Raw genomic sequence first — 25131 nt, 5'->3', positions numbered from 1 at the left:
CTCAGTGCCCCCGCTTGCCGATGCGATAGTTGTAAACGTTCATCGCCAGAGAAATCACCAGGCAGATCACGCAATAGGTCGCCATCACCAGCACAATGCATTCGATAGCCTGCCCCGTCTGGTTCAACGTGGTGCCGCCAGTCGACGACACCAGTTCCATGAACCCAACCACAACGCCAAGCGATGAGTTCTTGACGATGTTCATGTAGGTGTTGGTTATTTGCGGGACCATGGCGTAAAGCGCTTGCGGTGCAATCAGCTGACGCATGGCGGTGCCTCGCACAAAGCCCAGCGCCTTCGCTGCTTCGTACTGGCCTCGGTGCACCGCCTGGATGGCGGCACGCACCGTTTCAGCGATGTAACTGGCGCTGTAGAAAGAAAGCGCCAGCCACAGCGCCAGCAACTCCGGCACCAGGGTGGCACCGCCGTGAAACCCGAAGCCCTGGCGGGTCGGCACGTCCCAGTGCAACGCAGTACCGCTGGCCGCGTACACCAGCAGCGGCAGCAATAACGCGCACGCCAGCACCCAGGGCCAGCGGCGTGGCGTAAAACCACGCCAGCGGGCACGGGCATCACGGCACTTGAAGGCGACGATGGCGGACAGTGCGCCCACGCCCATTAACACCAGGCCCCAGCCGACGGCTGCGCCCTGCTGCGGCCACGGCACCTGCAGGCCCGCGTTGCTCAGGAAAAACACGTCTGCCAGCGAGAAAGCCTGGCGGACGCTGGGCAGTGCGAGCATCAATCCGTACCACCAGATCAGATGCACCACCAACGGGACGTTGCGCAGAAACTCGATACTCATCCCGCACAGGCGATTGACCAGCCAGTTTTCCGAAACCCGGCCAACGCCCAGCAGCACACCGATCAGCGTTGCCAGCACGATACTGATGACTGACACCAGCAAGGTATTGAGCAGGCCAACGAGATACGCCCGCCCGTAGCTGTCGGAGGGCGTGTAGTCGATCAGCTGGAAACTGATGTCGTAGCCTGCCCGGTCCGTCAGAAAGCCGAAACCGGACGCAATGTTCAGGGCTTTGAGGTTGAGGCTTGCGTTGTGTGCCAGGCCATAAAACACCAGCACCACCAGCAGCAGCACGAGCCCCTGCTGCAGCGCACTCAGCAGGCGTGCACGGTTAAAACGTTGGGTCAGCATGACGACATCCCGTTTCGTTGATTGAAGTTGGCCACTCAGCGGATCGGCGGCGCATACAACAACCCGCCGTCTTTCCAGAGGCGGTTCATTTCACGGGGGAAGTTCAAACCGGTTTGTGGACCGAGGTTACGGTCATAAATCTGCGCGTAGTTGCCGACCTGTTTGATCGCCCGGTACGCCCAATCGCTGTCCAGGCTGAACGCCTTGCCGACGTTGCCATCGGTGCCCAACAAACGCGCGACATCGGCTGACGCGGTTTTGTCCGCGTGCAGTTTATCGACGTTGTCGGAGTCCACGCCCAGCTCTTCGGCCGTGATCAACGCATAGGCGGTCCAGGTCACGATGTTGCGCCACACGGCATCGCCCTGCGCGACGTAGGCCCCCAGCGGTTCCTTGGAAATGACCTCAGTCAGCAGCGGGTAATCGTCAGGTTTGTTGAACAACGCGCGGCGCGCCGCCAGGCCGGACATGTCGTTGGTGATGGCATTGCACCGGCCCTTCTGGAAGGCGGCGAACAGTTCAGGGCTCTTCTCAATGACCACCGTGCGGAAGGTCAGGCCGCGCTTGCCGAAATAGTCTGCAAGGTTCTGCTCAGAGGTGGTGCCTGGCGACAGGCAAAAGGTCGCGCCTGCCAGGTCGGTGAGCTTGGCGATCTTGTCCTCGGCGTGCGTCATGAAGCCTTGCCCGTCATAGAACCAGATCGCCGTAAAGTCGACGCCCAGGCTCGCCACGCGGTCCGCCGTCCATGAAGTGGAACGCGACAGCACGTCAATTTCGCCAGAAGCCAGCGCGGTGAAACGGTTTTTGCCGGTGGTGGCAATGAACTCCACCTTGTTCGCATCGCCCAGCACTGCAGCCGCGATGCCTCGGCAAAGGTCAGCATCCATGCCGGTCCATCGGCCCTGGTTATCGATGATCGAAAACCCCGGCTTGTCGCTGGCGACGCCACAACGCAGGCTACCGTGCGCTTTTACGTTTTCCAGCACACCTGCCTGTGCCGTGCAGGCGCCGAACAGGATCAACGCCAGCGAGCACGTCTTGAGCAACGCGTTCAGACCATTCACTTTATGCATAACATTGCCCCAGAGCGGTAGTTGTTCTTATGATCGACGATGCACCCAAAGGGTCTTTGCAGGCTTGGGTTCGTCAATACAATAACCAGCCATCGAAAGGTAACGTTAGCGCCGATTGATTCACTTTCCCGTTCAGCCTATCGACTAATGGAATAACTATGGATATTGAGTGGTATGAGGATTTCCTCGCATTGGCAGACACGGGAAAATTTACCGCCGCTGCGAGCATGCGTGGCTCATCGCAATCCGCCTTGAGTCGACGCATCCAATTGCTGGAAACGCGCCTGGGCGCCGTCCTGATCGACCGCAGCAAGAACCCCATCCGCTTGACGGTCGCCGGCCAGGCCTTGCTGCCGAACGCCCTGGAACTGGTACGTCTGGCGCGCGACTGTGAGCAGAGCGTGAAGATCCTCGACTGCCCGTTGAGCTTCGCATCGCTGCACACCCTGGCCTGCAATTTCTTTCCAGACTGGATCAGTCACGCAATGCCGCCAGGCGAACAGGTGTTTACCCGCATCGACACCAGCTACCGCAGCACAGATGATTACTACATGGCACTGCTGTCCGGCCGCTGCGACTTCATCCTGTTTTATCGGGAAGCTGAATCGCAGGCTTACGCCCAGCGTGAGGAGTTCGAAACACTGTCGCTGGGCCACGACGAGCTTTACTGGGTTGCAACGCCACAACTGGCTGAGCATTGCACTCAGTCAGATGGCCCGATCCCGTGGCTGACCTATTCGCGCAGCGCCCAATTGCACGAACTCTCGCGCACCCAGGTCAGTCGCCACCCTCAACCCGAACGCCTGCAACGGGTATTCGAAGCGACGGTGTCCGAGGCGCTCAAATCCATGGTCGCCAACGGCCACGGTGTCGCTTGCATGCCCCACACCATGGTCGCAGGGATGATTGAACAGGGCGAGCTGGTCAGGCTGTACCCGCAAATGGAGCCTGATCATCTCGAAGTCATACTGGTGCGCTGGCTGGGTAACCGTAACACGCAGGCGCAAGCGTTATGGGCGCGTCTGGCGGGTGCTTGATTGCGGATAAGGGCTTCGTTGGCCATTAAAAGCTTGGCGATAAAGGCGATTGCGTCCGCTTAAAATACGTGGACATCATCGCCCTTAATGCTGGAATTCGGTAGGTGACTTGACCGGACGGATACGCATCAGCAACGAGTGTGAATGGTTGAACTCAGATGGGTCTCGATGAAGGAGGTCAGCAGGGAGGGCGGTACGTGAAAATGCAGAGCCCAAGTCTGGGCGACTTCAATCTGAGGGTCAGTATTTCTGCACTTAAGCGCAAAAAATGCGCGACTCTAAAACCGATTCCCTCTTTAGCGTATCCACCAATGACCTTCTCTGCAATTCGCAGAGGAATGTCGATTGAGAAGAGGTCACGTTGCCGCGTTAACGCATAACGCCTTTAACAGTTATGCGCGGATTACATTCAGCCCTCGACTTTTCAAAAGCTGGCAATCGAGCGCGATGTAAGAACTTTCGGCTTTTCGTACTCCGGGAAAACGCTACTGATTGCCACGGGCGCAGACTGCGATCTCGGAGACATGCTGCCGTGCGCCCTCAGCGTCCGCTTTAACCGAAAGTAGCCTGTCAACATGTGTACAGACATCAGGCAAAAAAAAAGCCACTCATCTGAGTGGCTTTTTTTTTGAATCTTGGAGCGGGAAACGAGACTCGCATCTGGTGTCCGACCCATTGAAATCTAAGGGGTTTCTTTTCTTGCCGAAGCAGGAAAAGACTCAATTCTGGACTTGTTTTTGGGGTGTTTCAAGAGCGAAAAAAGGGGTAATTCTAAGCAAGGCTATTGGATTCTACCCAAAGCCAATGGACGAACGATCATCAAGCTGGCAGTGTCATTTTCACAGGATCAACAGACTAGTAATTCCATCCGGAAAAGACGGACCAACAGCCGCCTCCCAACTCTTACCACTCGACGTCCGAGGTCGTTGCAGCGCTAGAGTTCATCCAGCCTTACCAGTCAGACTTGGTACCGGTATTCGGGAGCTCCTGCGGTAAAGCAGGACTCTTGAATGTGTGCCGCTCTATGAGACCCACCTCAGTGCCACTGATCCTAATCCTAGGAAGCCTCAAAAGTGTTGCTCGCTCTCCCACCGAGGAACCAACAATTGCTAAATATGCATATCGATTTTGTTGGGCGAACGCGCAAGGACGGGATTTGCGTGATGGGGCGGCCGCTACCTTGTCCATCGTTAATGGAACCGGTTCGAGGGCGCAGCAAGCCCATTACAAATCTCGAGGCCAGGGTTAGCTTCTGGTGTCGACCATCGATTTGTGCGTATACTTCGAAAAGTTATCATTCGCTTTTCTTGGACAGATTTGAAGCTAGGAAGGCAATTGGATTTTTCAGCGAAGTCGACACGGTAGTCAGTCATAATGCCTTTATTGAAGCCTCCTTTTCTCTCTCTGCTTTGGCGACACAAATTCTCCGGTCTATGTGTTGTTTTGGTGGTCTTGGCCATCGTCGGCAGCGCACTGTGGAGACAGACGCAAGCCGCTCCTCCCGCACCGTCCTCAGTCGTGGTGACGCGCGCAAATATCGAGACCACTGTCACGGCGCTTGGAAACCTCCAGCCCAAGCGTTACGTTGATGTCGGGGCTCAAGTTTCCGGGCAGATTCTGCATCTGCATGCGCAACCAGGTGACCTGATTGCCAAGGGTAAGCTTCTGGTTGAAATTGATCCAAGCGTACAAAAGGCTGCGGTGGATGCCGGCCGAGCATCCCTCAGAGCGCTAAAGGCCCAATTAGTTGACCAGTCCGCCCAACACAAACTTGCCACCCAGCGATACGCCCGCCTGCACTCTCTGGTCATTGACGGCGCTACCAGCCTCGATGACCTGCAAAGCGCCCAAGCCACACTGACCTCCACGGGTGCGCGTATAGAGCAACTCAAGGCTCAAATCGCCCAGACCCTGGCGACCTTGAACGCAGACGAGGCGAGGTTGGGCTATACACGAATCTATGCGCCGATCACGGGAACCGTTGTATCCGTCGATGCGCGTGAAGGACAGACGCTGAATGCGACCTATCAAACTCCCGACATTTTACGCATAGCCGACCTGACAACGATGACGGTGTGGACCGAAGTCTCGGAAGCGGATGTCGGCAAGGTAAAGCCTGGAATGCGCGCCTATTTCACGACCCTCGGCGACGACCAAAGGCGATGGGATGGCAAGGTGCGTCAAGTTCTGCCCGCCCCGCCCACCCAGACGAGCATCGGCGCCGGAAAGAGCCCGGCATCCGGCAACAGTAAAGTTGTCGTCTACACGGCTTTGTTCGATGTCGACAACGCGGATTCGGCACTCATGCCACAGATGACTGCCCAAGTCGCCTTCATTCAAGAACAGGCTCAAGACACCCTTGCAGCCCCCTTCTCCGCACTGACTCCGGTCGGCGCCAGTCAAGATGTGTTCACTGCTCGAGTCAAACATGACGACGGCACTACAGAAGTTCGTCAAGTGCGCATTGGTGCTCGCAATCGTTATACAGCGCAGATTCTCGAGGGCCTGAAGCTGGATGACGTGTTACTGCAAAACGATGACAACGTTGCGAATCCAAAAGGATGAAGGCGCACTGCACAGCAACCTTCAATGGCGATACCGCTCTTATAGAGCTGCGTAATATCCACAAGACCTATAAGGCTCCGCCCAATGCCCAAGGGGACTTCTCTGCAAGCTCAGACGTCTTGCGAGGCATCAATCTCAAGCTACACGCGGGGGAATTCGTTGCCATCGTAGGCGCTTCAGGGTCGGGCAAGTCGACCCTGATGAATATCATCGGCCTGCTCGACAACCCAAGTTCAGGCACCTATCTCTTTAACGGCAAAGACATGGCTGACCTGGATGCCGACGCTAAGGCATCACTGCGCAGCAGTGCTTTTGGCTTTGTTTTCCAAGGCTATCATCTCCTTTCAACCGAAACAGCCAGGGAGAATGTAGAGGTTCCGGGGCTATACACCGGGCAGCCACCCGACGAACGCCGCGCACGCGCTGAAGAGTTGCTGGGAAGGTTGGGTATGGGGGACCGCCTTGAACACAAGCCTCATCAGTTGTCTGGTGGCCAACAGCAACGCGTCGCAATTGCCCGGGCCTTGATGAACGGGGGGCAAATCATTCTTGCCGACGAGCCCACGGGGGCACTCGATAGCACAAGTGGCGCCGAAGTCATCGCCATGCTTCACGAATTGTCGGCTGCTGGGCACAGCATAATTCTGGTCACTCACGATCGGCACATTGCCGCTCAGGCTCATCGCATCATTGAGATCAGCGACGGAGAAATCGTTGGCGACAACGCCACGCTGGCGTGCCCTGAAAAATCCTCTGCCGAACAACCATCGCCAAAAAGGCGTACGGCATACCAGACTCGACGCACTCGCGTGCCACTGATCGAACTGGCCAGGACTGCCTGGCGATCAATGCACCTGAACCGCATAAGAACCGGACTGACGTTGCTGGGCATCATCATCGGCGTTGCATCAGTGATAATCATGCTTGCTATCGGAAGCGGATCACAACGGCAAGTCATGGCCCAATTTGACACTCTGGGTGTCAAAACCATGTTTGTGTTTCCAAAAAACGACAGCACGCGATCACAGAGCGCCCCACTCACCCTTGAAGATGCAAAAACGATTCGCACCCTGCCGAACGTACAAGCTGTAGCCCCCTACAGCCAGCATAGCGTGGTAGCTCGTCGCGGAAGTGTCGACCAGGAAACCTATGGCGGCGGCGCTACCATTGACTGCCCTGCGGTGCTCAACTGGAGCGCATCCGAGGGCTCGATGTTCAGTGCTCAGGACTACGCAGGCACGGAAAAGATAGCGATCATCGGCCAGACTGTAAAAAATGCGCTATTCGCCGACGGCTCCTCCCCCATAGGCCAAACGATCTTGATTGATAAGGTGCCATTTCTGGTCGTGGGGGTGTTTTCCGCCAAGGGACCAAGCGGGGGTGTCGATCAGGACAACCGGGTAACGGTTCCTTACAGAGCTGCGGCCGCGCGTCTATTTGGTCATCCATACCCTTCCTATATCGCAGTGCAGGTTATCGACATCAATAAGACCAGCGAAACCATCGAAGCTATCAAGGCCGTGCTGACGAGAGAGCGGCGAACGGATGATATCCAAGTGTGGAACCCGATCGAAACGGTTCAGGCACAAGAGACCTCATCACAATCGATGACTCGAATGCTGGGCCTCGTTGCCGCCGTGTCGCTGATCGTTGGCGGAATTGGGGTTATGAACGTGATGCTGATGAACATCCGGGAACGCATTCGAGAGATCGGTATGCGAATGGCCACGGGAGCGCGCCAACGTGATATCCAATTTCAATTTTTGATCGAAGCAATCATGGTAACGACCATCGGAGGCATCACGGGTGTGGTAATAGGCGTACTGGCGGTCAATACGCTGGATATGATCGCGATACCTGTTGACATATCCATGATCGCTTGCGCAGGTGCACTGGCCTGCTCTGTATTAACCGGTCTGATATTTGGCTTCATGCCTGCACGCAAGGCAGCCCTGCTCAATCCCGCCCAAGCGTTGGTCATGAACTAGGAACAGCATGATATGCAATGCTGCACCCCCTGGTTGCGCCTTGAGTTTCACGCCTTATAAATCCAAGGCGCATTTTCGCGCAAGCGTGGCAACGCGGCGTTGCTGCAAGCGCAAAACTGGCTCGGCGGCTGTTCACGGTTGAGGCTTGCCTGATTCGTGCGCTATGCTGGCTGCAGCTTATTGACGTTGAATTCGCTAGGTTCCCAACAGGCGCGCCAATTATTTTTGAGTAGAGAAATGGACTTGTCTTATCTCCCTTGCCACATCGCCAAGGTATGGAACAGCAGCACCAGCCGCGACCTCTTTGAGTTGAATCGAGCTGATATCGAGGAAGAGTTCAAGCGTGCCGGACTTATTCTTTTTCGTGGGTTTGAAGTTACCCCGCAGTCCTTTGAGCGCTTCGCCTCTCAGTTTTCCAGTCAGATCATTATCAGCCCTGGAGAAGCAAAATCAGGAACTGCCGTGGGCAGTGGTGTCCAGTTGATCGCTCGGGACGGCGCTGAACAAGATCTTCATCAGGAAAACGGAGCGCTTGCTTCGCGCCCAGAGCTACTCTGGTTTTATTGCGCCACTCCAGCAGACGGTGAAGGAGAAACAACCTACGCGGATGGCATCGCGGTGTGGCAAGCGCTCTCAGAGAATACCCGCAAGCTGTTCCTGTCCAAGCGAGTTAAGTATTCAGACAGCTTGCCCCGTGAAGCATGGCTGACGCCGGATGGGTTTCTCGACGCCCGCATGCATGTAGGCCAGTTGAGGCTAAAAGGCTCGATTGTTCGTTTTGACGATCAAGACACGTTGATCAGGGAATATATAGCGCCCGCTGCCACGCAGCCAAAATGGAGTGAACAAACGGCATTCGTCAATAGTTTATGCGGCCCCTATGATCACGTCGTGACCTTAGAAGACGGCTCCCCAATCCCCAGTGATGTCATTGAGGAAATACATGCCGTGCATACAGCCTTAATACGCGCGGTCACTTGGCAGTCAGGCGACATCCTGCTGATTGATAACACCCGGTATGTGCACGGTCGGCGTGCATTTCAAGACGTTAAAAGAACACATTACACTTTTATGTCATTGGCGAACTTCTAAGGCATTCAGATGCGCACATACGATGCACTTACCAGTAGCCCCGTGGCATTCGCAAAAACGACATGCAATCTGTGTGATTCGGACATTCCCGTCACGGCTGATCGATACCATTGCCTGGACTGCCATCAAGACTTTTGCAATGCATGTAAAGCCTCGCAGCACGCCCACGTTCAGGGTCACCCCGCTTTCCACCTTTGCGTTGTATACCCTGGCTTGAAAACGCCCGATGATAGCCAACGCAAAGATATCATCTCAGCGTGGCGGGAAGACCTGGAACGCAATCAACGCTTTGGCGCAGCCGCCACTTTTTTCTCTGATTACGCACTCGCTATTCTCGACGCAAAGACTGAACGTCTTGGCCTCATGGGCGAAACTGCGATCTACGCTGAACTGGCGCTGAATCGGATCATTGAACTTAGAAGTATGGGCCGTTTTGTGGACTTCTTTGCACGAAGAACCTTGGCAGGCACGGTACTGGGCGGCGGCATGCAGGTTTTTTCGCAGGGTGTCAGCGACGCGAATCGATGGAAAGGCATCCCATTGCTTAAGGGTGTCTACGATTTCGCGCTGTACCCTTTGATGCTGAACAAGATAAAACCGGCAACAATATTTGAATTCGGGAGTGAGGCCGGTGGTAGCGCATGCTGGCTCGCTGATCTAACCGCTTCTTTCGACATCGATTGCCACGTTTACTCTGTGGACCTGACTCCGCCCAGCCTTAAACATGAACGCATTACATTCATACAGGGGGATTCGCGGTCACCCGAGATAGCATTCCCTGCCGAACTGTTACTTCAAGCCCCCCATCCCTGGTTGATCGTTGAGGATTCCCACGTCAACATCCAGGGTATTCTGGAGTACTTTTCCAAGTTCATGCAGCCAGGCGATTATTTTATTATAGAAGATGAAAACGCAGAGTCGGATATTGGCAAGCATCTCTTAATGCATCCTGGGCAGTACTGGGTGGATACATTTTTCACTGATTATTTCGGATACAACGCAACTTGCAGCTCTGATCAGATTCTTGCCTTCAAGCCCACTATCGACGGCATTGATGAGAAGACCCCTTAGTAGTCGCGCTTCTTTTTAAACCCTGTGTCGTAGGTAGCCCATGGAAAAAAACGATACTCACCCGTCGAGTCTATTTCAGTCAGCCATATCTGGCGACACGCACGCTCTTGCTATTCGCAGAGATCGGGTAGCGCAGGCTTCAAGGTCGTTGGCAGCGTTGAAAGCGGTACAACGGATAAGCTCAGACTCGGTCAATTTTCATGAAACCGCACTGCAGGGCCTTCCTTTGATCATTGAAGGTGTCGTCGGTGACTGGTCTATCAATTCATATAAACGTGATGACCTGCGCCATAGTTTCGGTGCGTTGAAAGTTTTCCCTAGAATGGGCGACTACGTTATGCCACTGCCCACGGAAGGCGTGACGAGTAATGAAATGACTTTGCTCGATTACTTGGACTTGATCGAGCAGGCGGGTCCAACGCCCCCCCCTTACATCGGCGATCACTCGCTGCCAATCAGTTCCATGTGTGATTGGCCGCCGTATTTTGAAAACTGGCATACGCCCCGGGTATGGCTAGGCCCCTCTGGAACCGTTACCCGTCTGCACTGTGATTTCGAAGATAATTTATTTGCCCAGATCTGGGGGCGTAAGCGTTTTTTACTCTATCCACACTCTGCAAGACCTAACCTCTATATTGAGGAGGTTCATTCAACTTTGTTTATCTCCTCGTTCGATCCCGAGTACCCGAATTACGACCTCTACCCCTTGGCTCGGTCAGAGGAGGCCGTAGAGTGCATTTTAGAGCCTGGCGACTTGCTGTATCTACCTGCAGGCTGGTTTCATCATGTCAAGGCATTGGACTTTTCTTTATCAGTCAACCGCTGGACCCCGGACGAACCGATAATAATAACGGCCAGTAATTGATCTCGCCCGCCAGGATCTACACTTACACACCTGACAGACACTCACAGCAGGATAGGATCATTCTGCCAACAACCAGAGCATCCATGATCTGCCCTATGGATGCCCCGGCTATCCCTATGTTTACACGACGTCCAAAGCGATTTTCGTCACAACGTACTCCCCTACGTCCCGAACGGCAGGCTCCTGCACTATGCTGTCGTGCAAACAGTCCAGAATGACATTCTGGATCGGATCCGTTACATAGTGGCGCCACTGTTCACTTTGCGTTTCTCCGTATCGCGTACTGCGTCGCGCACTGAAGTAGGTAATCTTTCCAGAGTACTTACGCTCGATCGGCTCCTGCCCCAACAACGTATTATTAATACTTGTCTTGACCACTCTTTTGAATACTTCGACATCCAGCATGCCTAAAGGACTGTTCTGCGAATGCAAGTAGGCATGAAAAGCGCTCAGACTCTCAGTGACAGCCCCCTCACTACACACAGGTGAATCAAGTTCAGAGAGTATTGCCTCGAACACCAACTTTTCGGTGATCGTTTTATTATTCAGCCCTTTTACAGGCACCCGAGCGTCGAGCAAAATCACCTCGCCGACTTCATGCCCTAACTCAGATAACGTACACGCGACCTCAAAGGCAATCCTACCGCCGAAAGACCAGCCGATCAGATGATAAGGACCTGCTGGCTGAACGTTCAGTATGCAGTCTACATACTCTTGAATCATTTCCTTAAGCGTTGCCGCAGGCGCTTCGTCATGCTCTATACCGCGCGCTTGGAGCCCGTACAAAGATACACCCGGTAGATGCCTGATAAGCTGAGAATAGGGCCAGCAGAGTCCACGCCCAGGGTGCATGCAGAACATCGTGGGTGAACCCGTTTGGGTGCGTAGAGGCAGCAACATTGAAAGCGAGGATGCTTGCGGCCCTTTCAATTGCTCCGCCAGTTGCGCCACGGTGGGCGCTTCAAACAGGCTGCGGATCGCCAAGTCCACACCCAGCTCTTCGCGCACAGCGTTGACCAGGCGCATGGCCAACAACGAGTGCCCGCCCAGCTCGAAGAAACTGTCGTCGATGCCCACGCTGTCGACCCCCAGCACCTCGGCAAACAAACGGCACAGCCTTGCTTCCTGCTCGTTGCGCGGAGCACGGCTCTCTTGCTTGCGCTCCGACGGTTCCGGCAGCGCGCGCAGGTCCAGCTTGTCATTGGCGGTACGCGGCAGTGACTCGAGCACGATCAAGGCACTCGGCACCATGTACGCCGGCAGGCGTTGCAGCAGATAGTGGCGCAAGACGTCGACTTCTACAGATTGGCCTTCATGCAACACCACATACCCAACCAGGCGCGAAGCCTCGCGCAGCACTACCGCTGCTTGTGCAACCGCAGCATGCCCCACTAATGTCGCCTCGATCTCCCCGGGCTCCATACGCACGCCGTTGATTTTCATCTGCTGGTCGGCACGACCGCGATACAGCAAGCATCCGTCGTCACGCCACTGCCCCAAATCCCCGGTGCGATACATGCGGCTACCCGCCGGACCATGGGGGTTGGGGATAAAGCTTTGCGCCGTCAAACCACCCTGCCCCAGATAGCCCCGCGCCAAGCCCATGCCGGCCAGGTAAATCTCACCGGCCACGCCTGCCGGCACCGGCTCAAGCCGCTCATCCAGAACATATACCTGGTAGTTGGCAGATGGCATACCAATCGGCAGGTAATTCAACGTGTCCAACTCGTCCCATACCACCCGGTACCCAGTGGCATCACAGGTTGCCTCGGTTGGCCCATACAGGTTGGTGATACGCTCGGCCCCCAGGGCCTGGCGGATATCCCGACACAGTTGCGTCGATACGGCTTCGCCGCCCAAAAGGACATGCCGCACCTGCGGTTTTTCGTCGCCACTCTGCAATGCATGAGCCAAGTAAGAGGGAACGCCACTCAAAATGTTGATGCCCTTAGCCCGCACGTACGCCCATAACAAACCTGGGTCGTCACGGACGCTGTCATCGATCACCACCACACAGGCCCCCCTGATCATGGGAGCACTCATCTGTGCGATTAACGCATCAAAGGACGGACCACTGAGCAGGCTCATGCGATCGCCAGCGACTATATCCAGCTCACGCCCCAGGCCCTCGATCTTGTTGGTAATGGCCGCGTAGGTCACCATCACGCCTTTAGGTTGCCCGGTCGAACCCGATGTGTGCACCACATACGCCAGTTGCTCGCCTTGGCGCTGACACAGGGGATCCTGCACGCCATGGCCTTCCAGCCAGTCAGCGGCAAACGCGCCGTCCAGCGGCTGCCAAGGCAGCAAGGCCGGCAGGTGCTCCAGGGCCGACGCCAGGCACAGCCCTCGGCGCGGGCGCACATCCTGAAGGATGGCGCTCAAGCGCTCCACAGGGTGGTTGAGGTCCAGGGGCAGATAAGCCGCACCGGTCTTGAGCACGGCCCAAATCCCCACCACCAGTTCCACCGAGCGGGGCATGGCCAAGGCCACCACGTCCTGTGCACCGATGCCTTCGGCCAGCAAGGCATGGGCCACGGCATTGGCGCGGGCATTAAGCTCGGCATAGCTGAGTTGAAGCTCGCCATGACAAAGCGCCTGAGCCGTCGGCGTGCGTGCCACCTGGGCCTCGAACAACTGCACCAGATCCCCGGCAGGTGCAGGGTGTGCGGTGTCGTTCCAACCCTGCAAGACTTGCCGGCGCTCCTCTGGATGCAAAATATCCAGCTCGCCCAGCGGCGCCTCGGGTGACTGGGTTGCCGCCTCCAGAAAGATCACCAGGCGCTCGGCCAAGGCCTCGGCCGTGGCCGGGTCGAATAGATCCGAACGGTACTCCAGGGCACCGTGCATGCCGTTCAAATTCGCTTCCTCGCTGAACATCAGCGACAGGTCGAACTTGACCTTGTTGGCACTCACCCCCAACGGGCTCACCGTCAAGCCCGGAAACGCCAACTGCTCAAGCCGCGGGCCTTGACTGGCCTCCAGGGTCATCGACACCTGGAACAAGGCGTGGTGCGCCAACGAACGCACAGGGTTGAGGGCCTCGACCAAGCGCTCAAAAGGGAAGTCCTGGTTCGAATAGGCTTCCAGATCGCTGGATCGCACCCGGTCGATCAAGGTCAGGAAATCCGGATTGCCACGGGTATCGGTACGCAACACCAGGGTGTTAACGAAGAAGCCCACCAACGGGTCCAGACTTTCGTCCACCCGACCAGCAATCGGGCTGCCAATCGGGATATCGTGCCCCGCACCCAGGCGGCTCAACAAGCCTGCAAAAGCAGCCTGCAACACCATGAACAACGTCGCTCGCCGCGCGTTGGCCAACGCTTGCAGGCGCTGGTGCAATGCCCTCGAGACCTGGAACCTCGCCACCCCGCCATCGGGGCTGGCCACCGCAGGACGTGGCCGGTCTGTCGGCAGCGCAATCTGCACCGGCAGGTCTTGCAGGGCGTGGCGCCAATAGGCCAGCTGATGAGCAAGCGCACTCTGCTCATCATCGAGCTCGCCCAGCCAGCGACGCTGCCAGACACTGTAGTCCGCGTACTGGATAGACAGGACTGGCCACCCTGGGGCAGCCCCAGTGCAACGGGCCTGATAGGCTTGGCCCAGGTCATTGAGCAAAGGCCACTGTGAAGCGCCATCGGTGACAATGTGGTGCAGCACCAGCAGCAAGACCTGCTCATCGGGCGCCAGACGCAACAGCCGGGCTCGCCATGGCGGCGAACAGTCCAGTGCAAAAGGCCGCTCGACCTCGGTAAGCAGTACGCTTTCCAACTCGGCAGCATCGATATCGGACTCGGCAAAATCCACCTGCGCCTGGGGCGCAATCACCTGCCAGGGCTCACCGGCCTGCACGTGGAAACAAGTGCGTAGACTTTCATGCCGTATCGCCAGGTCAGCCAGCGCTGCCTGCAACGCTTGCGAATTCAAATCACCGTGCAAGCGTAAGGCAATCGGTACGGTGTAGGTTGACGCATCGCCCTCCAACTGGGCCAGGAACCACAGCCGCTGCTGAGCAAACGACAACGGCAGCAACGCCGGGCGTGGCAAGGCGATCAAGGGGGGACGTGTTGCGTCGAGGCCTATGAGTTCACCCACCAATTGCGCCACCGTGGGCGCTTCAAACAGGCTGCGGATCGCCAGATCCACACCCAGCTCTTCGCGCACAGCGTTGACCAGGCGCATGGCCAACAACGAGTGCCCGCCCAGCTCGAAGAAACTGTCGTCGATGCCCACGCTGTCGACCCCCAGCACCTCGGCAAACAAACGGCACAGCCTTGCTTCCTGCTCGTTGCGCGGAGCACGGCTCTCTTGCTTGCGCTCCGACGGTTCCGGCAGCGCGCGCAGGTCCAGCTTGTCATTGGCGGTACGCGGCAGTGACTCGAGCACGATCAAGGCACTCGGCACCATGTACGCCGGCAGGCGTTGCAGCAGGTAGTGGCGCAAGACGTCGACTTCTACAGATTGGCCTTCATGCAACACCACATACCCAACCAGGCGCGAAGCCTCGCGCAGCACTACCGCTGCTTGTGCAACCGCAGCATGCCCCACTAATGTCGCCTCGATCTCCCCGGGCTCCATACGCACGCCGTTGATTTTCATCTGCTGGTCGGCACGACCGCGATACAGCAAGCATCCGTCGTCACGCCACTGCCCCAAATCCCCGGTGCGATACATGCGGCTACCCGCCGGACCATGGGGGTTGGGGATAAAGCTTTGCGCCGTCAAACCACCCTGCCCCAGATAGCCCCGCGCCAAGCCCATGCCGGCCAGGTAAATCTCACCGGCCACGCCTGCCGGCACCGGCTCAAGCCGCTCATCCAGAACATATACCTGGTAGTTGGCAGATGGCATACCAATCGGCAGGTAATTCAACGTGTCCAACTCGTCCCACACCACGCGATACCCAGTGGCGTCAACTGTCGCCTCGGTCGGCCCATACAAGTTGGTGATGCGCTCAGCCTTCAGCGCTTGCTGGGTATTGCGGCATAGCTCTGCCGAGAGTGCTTCGCCTCCAAGTATGACGTGTCGTACCTGCGACTTGGCGGAACCGCTCTGCAGTGCGTGCGCCAGATAGGACGGTACACAATATAAAACACTGACATTCTGGGCTCGCAGGTACTCCCAGAAACGCTGCAGATGATCCCTCACCTCATCATCGATCACTACCAAGCAAGCGCCCATGATCAGGGGCATACTCACTTGCTCGATCAGTGCATCGAAGGACGGGCCGCTGAGCAAGCTCACACGGTCGTTTTCTGCTATTCCCAGGTCACGGGCTCGAGTATCGATTTTGTTGGCAATGGCCGCGTAGGTCACCATCACGCCTTTAGGTTGCCCGGTCGAACCCGATGTGTGCACCACATACGCCAGTTGCTCGCCTTGGCGCTGACACAGGGGATCCTCCACGCCATGGCCTTCCAGCCAGTCAGCGGCAAACGCGCCGTCCAGCGGCTGCCAAGGCAGCAAGGCCGGCAGGTGCTCCAGGGCCGACGCCAGGCACAGCCCTCGGCGCGGGCGCACATCCTGAAGGATGGCGCTCAAGCGCTCCACAGGGTGGTTGAGGTCCAGGGGCAGATAAGCCGCACCGGTCTTGAGCACGGCCCAAATCCCCACCACCAGTTCCACCGAGCGGGGCATGGCCAAGGCCACCACGTCCTGTGCACCGATGCCTTCGGCCAGCAAGGCATGGGCCACGGCATTGGCGCGGGCATTAAGCTCGGCATAGCTGAGTTGAAGCTCGCCATGACAAAGCGCCTGAGCCGTCGGCGTGCGTGCCACCTGGGCCTCGAACAACTGCACCAGATCCCCGGCAGGTGCAGGGTGTGCGGTGTCGTTCCAACCCTGCAAGACTTGCCGGCGCTCCTCTGGATGCAAAATATCCAGCTCGCCCAGCGGCGCCTCGGGTGACTGGGTTGCCGCCTCCAGAAAGATCACCAGGCGCTCGGCCAAGGCCTCGGCCGTGGCCGGGTCGAATAGATCCGAACGGTACTCCAGGGCACCGTGCATGCCGTTCAAATTCGCTTCCTCGCTGAACATCAGCGACAGGTCGAACTTGACCTTGTTGGCACTCACCCCCAACGGGCTCACCGTCAAGCCCGGAAACGCCAACTGCTCAAGCCGCGGGCCTTGACTGGCCTCCAGGGTCATCGACACCTGGAACAAGGCGTGGTGCGCCAACGAACGCACAGGGTTGAGGGCCTCGACCAAGCGCTCAAAAGGGAAGTCCTGGTTCGAATAGGCTTCCAGATCGCTGGATCGCACCCGGTCGATCAAGGTCAGGAAATCCGGATTGCCACGGGTATCGGTACGCAACACCAGGGTGTTAACGAAGAAGCCCACCAACGGGTCCAGACTTTCGTCCACCCGACCAGCAATCGGGCTGCCAATCGGGATATCGTGCCCCGCACCCAGGCGGCTCAACAAGCCTGCAAAAGCAGCCTGCAACACCATGAACAACGTCGCTCGCCGCGCGTTGGCCAACGCTTGCAGGCGCTGGTGCAATGCCCTCGAGACCTGGAACCTCGCCACCCCGCCATCGGGGCTGGCCACCGCAGGACGTGGCCGGTCTGTCGGCAGCGCAATCTGCACCGGCAGGTCTTGCAGGGCGTGGCGCCAATAGGCCAGCTGATGAGCAAGCGCACTCTGCTCATCATCGAGCTCGCCCAGCCAGCGACGCTGCCAGACACTGTAGTCCGCGTACTGGATAGACAGGACTGGCCACCCTGGGGCAGCCCCAGTGCAACGGGCCTGATAGGCTTGGCCCAGGTCATTGAGCAAAGGCCACTGTGAAGCGCCATCGGTGACAATGTGGTGCAGCACCAGCAGCAAGACCTGCTCATCGGGCGCCAGACGCAACAGCCGGGCTCGCCATGGCGGCGAACAGTCCAGTGCAAAAGGCCGCTCGACCTCGGTAAGCAGTACGCTTTCCAACTCGGCAGCATCGATATCGGACTCGGCAAAATCCACCTGCGCCTGGGGCGCAATCACCTGCCAGGGCTCACCGGCCTGCACGTGGAAACAAGTGCGTAGACTTTCATGCCGTATCGCCAGGTCAGCCAGCGCTGCCTGCAACGCTTGCGAATTCAAATCACCGTGCAAGCGTAAGGCAATCGGTACGGTGTAGGTCGACGCATCGCCCTCCAACTGGGCCAGGAACCACAGCCGCTGCTGAGCAAACGACAACGGCAGCAACGCCGGGCGTGGCAAGGCGATCAAGGGGGGACGTGGCGCGTCGAGGCCTATGAGTTCACCCACCAATTGCGCCACCGTGGGCGCTTCAAACAGGCTGCGGATCGCCAAGTCCACACCCAGCTCTTCGCGCACAGCGTTGACCAGGCGCATGGCCAACAACGAGTGCCCGCCCAGCTCGAAGAAACTGTCGTCGATGCCCACGCTGTCGACCCCCAGCACCTCGGCAAACAAACGGCACAGCCTTGCTTCCTGCTCGTTGCGCGGAGCACGGCTCTCTTGCTTGCGCTCCGACGGTTCCGGCAGCGCGCGCAGGTCCAGCTTGTCATTGGCGGTACGCGGCAGTGACTCGAGCACGATCAAGGCACTCGGCACCATGTACGCCGGCAGGCGTTGCAGCAGATAGTGGCGCAAGACGTCGACTTCTACAGATTGGCCTTCATGCAACACCACATACCCAACCAGGCGCGAAGCCTCGCGCAGCACTACCGCTGCTTGTGCAACCGCAGCATGCCCCACTAATGTCGCCTCGATCTCCCCGGGCTCCATACGCACGCCGTTGATTTTCATCTGCTGGTCGGCACGACCGCGATACAGCAAGCATCCGTCGTCACGCCACTGCCCCAAATCCCCGGTGCGATACATGCGGCTACCCGCCGGACCATGGGGGTTGGGGATAAAGCTTTGCGCCGTCAAACCACCCTGCCCCAGATAGCCCCGCGCCAAGCCCATGCCGGCCAGGTAAATCTCACCGGCCACGCCTGCCGGCACCGGCTCAAGCCGCTCATCCAGAACATATACCTGGTAGTTGGCAGACGGCATGCCAATCGGCAGGTAATTCAACGTGTCCAACTCGTCCCATACCACCCGGTACCCAGTGGCATCACAGGTTGCCTCGGTTGGCCCATACAGGTTGGTGATACGCTCGGCCCCCAGGGCCTGGCGGATATCCCGACACAGTTGCGTCGATACGGCTTCGCCGCCCAAAAGGACATGCCGCACCTGCGGTTTTTCGTCGCCACTCTGCAATGCATGAGCCAAGTAAGAGGGAACGCCACTCAAAATGTTGATGCCCTTAGCCCGCACGTACGCCCATAACAAACCTGGGTCGTCACGGACGCTGTCATCGATCACCACCACACAGGCCCCCCTGATCATGGGAGCACTCATCTGTGCGATTAACGCATCAAAGGACGGACCACTGAGCAGGCTCATGCGATCGCCAGCGACTATATCCAGCTCACGCCCCAGGCCCTCGATCTTGTTGGTAATGGCCGTGTGGGTCACCATCACGCCTTTAGGTTGCCCGGTCGAACCCGATGTGTGCACCACATACGCCAGTTGCTCGCCTTGGCGCTGACACAGCGGATCCTGCACGCCATGGCCTTCCAACCAGTCAGCGGCAAACGCGCCGTCCAGCGGCTGCCAAGGCAGCAAGGCCGGCAGGTGCTCCAGGGCCGACGCCAGGCACAGCCCTCGGCGCGGGCGCACATCCTGAAGGATGGCGCTCAAGCGCTCCACAGGGTGGTTGAGGTCCAGGGGCAGATAAGCCGCACCGGTCTTGAGCACGGCCCAAATCCCCACCACCAGTTCCACCGAGCGGGGCATGGCCAAGGCCACCACGTCCTGTGCACCGATGCCTTCGGCCAGCAAGGCATGGGCCACGGCATTGGCGCGGGCATTAAGCTCGGCATAGCTGAGTTGAAGCTCGCCATGACAGAGCGCCTGAGCCGTCGGCGTGCGTGCCACCTGGGCCTCGAACAACTGCACCAGATCCCCGGCAGGTGCAGGGTGTGCGGTGTCGTTCCAACCCTGCAAGACTTGCCGGCGCTCCTCAGAGCGCAGGATGTCGAGGCTGTCGATCATCACTGGCCGGCCCTGTTCCATCGCACTGGCCAAGCCATGCATTGCCTGGAGCATGTACTCACATATCCGCTTCGCTGGAATTGGCGCCGCAACATGTGCAATCAACTCCATCGCGTCACTCTGGTCTTCGACAGTCAAGCAGAAGGGATAAGTCGCCCCCACCTGCCCGCCCAACCACTGCATACCCATAGGGAGCGAATCACTGAGCGCGCTCGACTGAGTGCTACGCCGGTAGTTGAGCAATGCACTGAACAACGGCGCAGGTGCGCAGATGCGGCTACAGCGCTGAGCCAGCGCCAACGGTGCGTGTTCGTGACGCAGCAGCGCCGTCAGACCGGCATGGGTATTGAGCACAGCATTGTCGACCGACAGGTCCTTTAACCCCAAGTAAAGAGGCAACGTGTTGATCAATAGCCCCATGGCCTGCTCGGCAAACTCCAGGGAAGACGCACGACCTAGCAGCACGGTGCCAAACACCACGTGCCGGCAAGCGCTGGTACGAGCGACTACCAGCCCCCAGGCAAGGTGGCACAGGCTGCCCAGGTTAACGCCGAGACGCCGGGCATGAGCGTCCAATTGCTGTAGAAGCGCCGAAGGCACTAGCTGACGGTGCTCCTGAGTATGAGCAGGGTCCACGTGCGCGACCCCGAACGGCAAACTCGGTTCACGTACTTGGGACAGATGCTCACGGAAAAATCGTTCATATCTTCCGGGGTTAGGCTCCAGGAAGGTTTGCGCCACAAAATCACGGAACCGTCGGACTGGCGGTAACGTGGAATCTTTGTCCGCCAGTAGGGAAACGACCTCATCATTGAGCATGTGCAGCGTCAAATGGTCTCCAACCAGATGATGCAGGCGCAGATGGAGCAACCATCTATTCGCCTGAGGATCTGCTGCAACGCTCGCACGCAACAGACCCGCTTCGCCGATATCAATGCTATGCAGGTGCGGATCGTAACGTTTACGAAGCTGGTCAAGCACAGGCCCGTGCCGCTCATCGAGCTGCGGATAAACGATTCGCAGAGGTGCTTGGCGCCAAACGACCTGAACCGGCGTGGAGAGGTCACGCCAAAAAAAAGAGGTGCGCAAGATATCGTGACGGGCGATAACCTGCTCGACACCCTCAAGGTAGCGATCAAGCAATGAGCGGTCTGTAAATGCAATCTCGTAGGCCATCAGGTACGGATCACCCTGCTGCGCCAACAAATGATGGAACAGGATGCCGTCCTGCATGGGCGACAGCGCGTAAATATCTTGAATATTTGCGACGCCGCCTGGAACACGCTGCACCAGCAGGTCGATGTCGGCCTGGGTCAGAGAAGCCAAAGGCAGCATCTGTGCCGTGATCGAGGTGGTGTCAGGCGTGATCGTATTCGGGGGTACGACCGTCTGGCATGCCTCCCGCAAAGCGACGGCCATGTCCGCCAATCGCGGAAGGGCGAAGATCGAATGGACGTCCAGCGCGAAGCCATACTTTCGCAGCCTGGCAACCATCGATACCGCCAGTAGGGAATGGCCGCCAAGCTCAAAGAAATGATCATTGCGACCGACCTTCTCAAGGCCCAACACACTCTGCCAGACCTCCACCAGCACATGCTCCTGCTCCGAGCGCGGGGCCTGCTCTTGTGCCGTGGCGTGTACAACACGTTCGGGAACAGGCAACGCCTTGCGGTCGACTTTCCCGTTTACGGTCAAGGGTAAGGTCTTCAGGAACACCAACACACTGGGCAACATATGCTCGGGCAACACTGCCCGCAGATACGCACGCAGCACGGGGACCAATTCGTCCTGCGCCTCGCCTTGGGGCACCACATAAGCGACAAGCTGTTGGTTCCCGGCCGCATCAGGGCGTGCGTCCACAACGGACTGGCTGACCTGCTCATGCAGCACCAGTTTCGACTCGATTTCGCCAAGTTCAATACGCGTGCCGCGCACCTTCACTTGAAAATCGCTGCGCCCCGAGTACTCAAGGCTGCCGTCGGCTCGCCAACGCCCCAGATCACCTGTTCGATACAATCGCGCCCCTGGCTCGGTGCCAAATGGATCAGGCACAAATCGCTGGGCCGTCAGAGAAGGACGGTTCAGGTAACCACGACTGACGCCGGCTCCGCCGATGTAGATTTCCCCTACGCCCCCGACAGGCAACAACTCGCCAGCAGCGCCGAGCACGTAGACCTGAGTATTATCGACAGGCTTGCCAATCGTGACATCGCTTGCGCCAATGCCCTCAAAACAGTGACTCGTCGACCATATGGTGGTCTCGGTCGGGCCATACAAATTCCAGAATGATCCTGCGTAAGCATGCAGTTTGTGCCGAAGCCCCGCAGGCAAAGGCTCGCCCCCCGACAGCACGCGTATCTTGCGTGAAGGCCAGCCTTGCTCTGCCAACATTCGCCAAGTCGAAGGCGTCGCTTGCATCAAGGTAACTGCATGGGCATCTATAGCGCTCGCCAACAGTTGAGGGTCAGACGCAACCCGTCTCGATGCGAGCACGACACAGGCACCGTGAACCAATGGCAAGAAAAGCTCGAGCGCGGCGATATCAAAGGACAGCGTGGTCACCGATAAAAACGCGTCAGTACCATCTATTGGGATACGCCGCTGCATCGCCTGAAGAAGGTTGACCACATTGCGATGCTCCACCATCACACCTTTCGGCACGCCGGTGGAACCGGACGTATAGATGACGTAGGCGAGGTCATTGCCTGCGACCGTTGGCAACTCCCGGGACGACGGCAGCGGCACATCGGGCCCGAACAATGAGCGCGACTCAAGCACTCGGCAATGGAGCGGCAGGTCAAGCCCCTCTACATTCCGCCTGTCGCTTAGCACAATGCCCGCGCAGCAGTCCGCGAGCATGAATGTCAGCCGTTCGGCAGGATGGCTAGGGTCCAGCGGTACATAGGCCGCCCCTGCACGAAGTATTCCGAACAACGCAACGAAGATATCCAGGCCGCGATCGAGCAACACCGCCACGCAATGGCCAGCGCCTACGCCTTGCTCAATGAGCGCTCCCGCCAACTGGCGGGAGCGTGTTTCAAGTTCTTGATAGGTCAGCGAATGATCTTCATAGATTGCCGCGCAGGCGTCAGGCGTGATTTGCGCTTGTCGTTCGAACTGACGGTGCAAAAGTGCAGGCTCAACCTCCTGGCTTTGCGTGTCATTCCATTGACACAGCATCTGCTGCATATCATCGGGCGAGAGCATCCGCAACGTATGGATCGGCGCGAGCGGACGCTCACAAATGTCCTGCAGCAGTGCCTGAAAGTGCCGTATGTAACGGGCAATAGTCACTTCGTCGAACAGATCAGAGTTATATTCCATGCCACCCAACAGGTGGCCCTCGTGACCGTCCTCCATGAAGGTGCAGGTGAGGTCAAATTTACTGACATGGACAGGAACATCCAGGGGTTCAACGCGCAACCCTGGTATTTCAATCCCGCCGCGCGGGGCATTCTGCATTACCATCATGACTTGAAACAAAGGTGTGTGGCTCAAACTTCTCGTCAGTTTGAGCTCGCTGACCACTTGCTCGAAGGGCACATCCTGATTGGCGTAGGCTTGCAAGGCCGAAGCCTTCACCTGCTCAAGTAACTGGTTGAAACCGGATAAGGGCTGGACCTGCGCGCGCAATACCAGAGTGTTCACAAAAAAGCCGATCAATGGTTCCAGCTCAAGCCGGCTACGACCTGCGGTGGGGACCCCTATGCACAGGTCCCTTTGCCCGCTGTAGCGGTGCAACAGCACGCAGAATGCTGCCTGCAACACCATGAAAAGCGTTGCACCCTGTGCCTGGCCAAGCGCTTTGAGCCGTGTGACTGTGCGCCTGTCCAAGCGCAAGCCTAAACTCGCCCCACGGTAGGTCTGGACCGCAGGCCGAGGTCGATCCGCAGGCAAGTCCAACACCTCAGGAGCCCCCGCAAGCTGCCCCCGCCAGTACGCCAACTGCTCCCCTCGTAATCCACCCTGGGCCCGTTGACGCTGCCAGACCGCATAGTCGAGATACTGCAGAGCCAACGCGGGAGGCTCGGACTCCACTCCGGTCAACCCCTTGGTGTAAAAGTCCACTACTTCCTGAATCAATACCGTCATCGACCAATCGTCGGCGACGATGTGATGCAAATTTATTAATAAAACATGCTCGGTCGACGTCAAACGCACCAAGCTTATGCGCAGCAATGAGCCTTGAGTCAGGTCGAAGGGCTTGACTGCCTCTTCCTGCATGAGCGCATCGATACGGTCCCGCTGTTCTGCAGGGCTTGATGGCCCCAGGTCCAGAAAAGCGATCGGGCACACTGAAGTCGGCTGCACGCACTGCCTGGGCTCTCCGTCCACTTCAATAAAAACAGTGCGCAACACATCGTGACGCGCGAGTAACGCGTCGATTGCAGCCTGCAGCAGATCAATATCAATCGCCCCCCCGCGCAGGCGAACGGCTGTCGAAATCGTGTAGCGTGCGCTTCCCGGTTCGTAGCGATCGAGAAACCATAACCGCTGTTGGCCAAAGGACAGCAGCGACGGCAGCGCGCGCTGTTCAGCAGGCAGCGGTAGCAGTGCGCCGGTGTTGCGCAGGCGTTCGACAATCGCGGGTTTGTTATCGGCAATCAGCTGCTTGAAGGCGGCGGTCAAGACCCCTTTCGGCGCCTTGACACTGAGTTGACCCTGGGCACCCACGCTAAGTCGAATACCGGAGCGATCCAATGTCTGCAGAATTTCGATCAAGGGATCTTGCGGAATAGACGAAACGTCAGCTTGCACAGTGAAAAACTCCAATCCATGAGTAATACGCAGATAGCCCAGCGGGCGAATCGCGCGTCCATTCCTTTGGGGATAACCTTGGGGCTGGTCGCGCATAAGCAATCCAAAACGCCGAGCCCAGGCAGGCTTAATCATCGAAATCGTAACACAATGAATCTCGGGAGCGGTACGCTCTCTAGGGCTTGGCCCGTTATCCTGCGTTGGGATTTGAATTCTGCGTCCCCAGCCTGCAATTGGACTTGCGTCGCACGAAACAGGCGTGGGCAGAGGGGAATTGAAAACTTGAACACAGTAGCGTTCGGTTACGCATTGCCCTAAGATCCTCCGGATCTGAGCACTGTATTTCATACGCCAGACATCACACCTTGCGATGTGCTTGCCAAGTCCACTGGCTGTTTATGTGGGTCCCGACAGGATGTTTTGAATCGGCAGGTTTGCAACACCCCGCAAAAAACCATGAGTTCAAAAG

9 protein-coding genes are annotated in these 25131 nt (G+C 57.8%); 6 read left to right on the top strand and 3 right to left on the bottom strand.

Annotated features, from left to right (window positions below; genetic code table 11):
• Position 1: 1 nt before the first annotated feature.
• Together JOE32_RS02325 and JOE32_RS02320 are read right to left on the bottom strand one after the other, a co-directional pair.
• Positions 2 to 1156, bottom strand: a complete 1155-nt coding sequence (locus tag JOE32_RS02325; protein ID WP_209981047.1) for an ABC transporter permease subunit — start codon at positions 1154 to 1156, stop codon at positions 2 to 4.
• 35 nt (positions 1157 to 1191) lie between these two features.
• Positions 1192 to 2229 (bottom strand): amino acid ABC transporter substrate-binding protein, encoded by a 1038-nt coding sequence (locus JOE32_RS02320; protein WP_209981045.1) that lies wholly within the window; start codon positions 2227 to 2229, stop codon positions 1192 to 1194.
• Between the two features lie 158 nt (positions 2230 to 2387).
• Between JOE32_RS02320 and JOE32_RS02315 the strand changes: the two genes are divergently transcribed.
• The 6 genes from JOE32_RS02315 to JOE32_RS02290 all read left to right on the top strand — a co-directional run bounded on the left by JOE32_RS02315 (position 2388) and on the right by JOE32_RS02290 (position 10847).
• Positions 2388 to 3266 carry a LysR family transcriptional regulator gene (locus JOE32_RS02315; protein WP_209981043.1) on the top strand — a complete coding sequence of 293 codons (879 nt, stop codon included), beginning with the start codon at positions 2388 to 2390 and terminating at the stop codon, positions 3264 to 3266.
• 1374 nt (positions 3267 to 4640) lie between these two features.
• A complete protein-coding gene (locus tag JOE32_RS02310; protein ID WP_209981041.1) occupies positions 4641 to 5831 on the top strand; it encodes an efflux RND transporter periplasmic adaptor subunit in 1191 nt (396 codons plus the stop codon).
• Positions 5828 to 7819 carry an ABC transporter permease gene (locus tag JOE32_RS02305; RefSeq protein WP_209981039.1) on the top strand — a complete coding sequence of 664 codons (1992 nt, stop codon included), beginning with the start codon at positions 5828 to 5830 and terminating at the stop codon, positions 7817 to 7819. Before JOE32_RS02310 ends, JOE32_RS02305 begins: the two co-directional genes overlap by 4 nt.
• A 237-nt stretch (positions 7820 to 8056) precedes the next feature.
• Positions 8057 to 8911, top strand: a complete 855-nt coding sequence (locus tag JOE32_RS02300) for a TauD/TfdA family dioxygenase (RefSeq protein WP_093127768.1) — start codon at positions 8057 to 8059, stop codon at positions 8909 to 8911.
• A 213-nt stretch (positions 8912 to 9124) separates the two neighbouring features.
• Positions 9125 to 9982 (top strand): CmcI family methyltransferase, encoded by an 858-nt coding sequence (locus JOE32_RS02295; protein WP_209981037.1) that lies wholly within the window; start codon positions 9125 to 9127, stop codon positions 9980 to 9982.
• A 40-nt stretch (positions 9983 to 10022) separates the two neighbouring features.
• Positions 10023 to 10847: a cupin-like domain-containing protein gene (locus JOE32_RS02290; protein ID WP_209981035.1), complete on the top strand. Its 825-nt coding sequence runs from the start codon at positions 10023 to 10025 to the stop codon at positions 10845 to 10847.
• Positions 10848 to 10967: 120 nt separating this feature from the next.
• Here the strand turns inward: JOE32_RS02290 and JOE32_RS02285 are convergent, their stop codons facing one another.
• On the bottom strand, positions 10968 to 25010 hold the full coding sequence (locus tag JOE32_RS02285; protein ID WP_209981032.1) for a non-ribosomal peptide synthetase: 14043 nt from the start codon (positions 25008 to 25010) through the stop codon (positions 10968 to 10970).
• Positions 25011 to 25131 lie beyond the last annotated feature (121 nt).

This window comes from Pseudomonas sp. PvP025, assembly GCF_017832155.1.
In the GTDB taxonomy this organism is placed as follows: domain Bacteria; phylum Pseudomonadota; class Gammaproteobacteria; order Pseudomonadales; family Pseudomonadaceae; genus Aquipseudomonas.
This window is presented reverse-complemented; position numbering and strand designations above follow the sequence as displayed.

What these genes read in the sequence shown, in the direction of transcription:
- JOE32_RS02325 (WP_209981047.1), bottom strand. Translation starts at nt 1,156, where the DNA reads ATGCTGACCCAACGTTTTAACCGTGCACGCCTGCTGAGTGCGCTGCAG.
- JOE32_RS02320 (WP_209981045.1), bottom strand. Translation starts at nt 2,229, where the DNA reads ATGCATAAAGTGAATGGTCTGAACGCGTTGCTCAAGACGTGCTCGCTG.
- JOE32_RS02315 (WP_209981043.1), top strand. Translation starts at nt 2,388, where the DNA reads ATGGATATTGAGTGGTATGAGGATTTCCTCGCATTGGCAGACACGGGA.
- JOE32_RS02310 (WP_209981041.1), top strand. Translation starts at nt 4,641, where the DNA reads ATGCCTTTATTGAAGCCTCCTTTTCTCTCTCTGCTTTGGCGACACAAA.
- JOE32_RS02305 (WP_209981039.1), top strand. Translation starts at nt 5,828, where the DNA reads ATGAAGGCGCACTGCACAGCAACCTTCAATGGCGATACCGCTCTTATA.
- JOE32_RS02300 (WP_093127768.1), top strand. Translation starts at nt 8,057, where the DNA reads ATGGACTTGTCTTATCTCCCTTGCCACATCGCCAAGGTATGGAACAGC.
- JOE32_RS02290 (WP_209981035.1), top strand. Translation starts at nt 10,023, where the DNA reads ATGGAAAAAAACGATACTCACCCGTCGAGTCTATTTCAGTCAGCCATA.
- JOE32_RS02285 (WP_209981032.1), bottom strand. Translation starts at nt 25,010, where the DNA reads ATGAAATACAGTGCTCAGATCCGGAGGATCTTAGGGCAATGCGTAACC.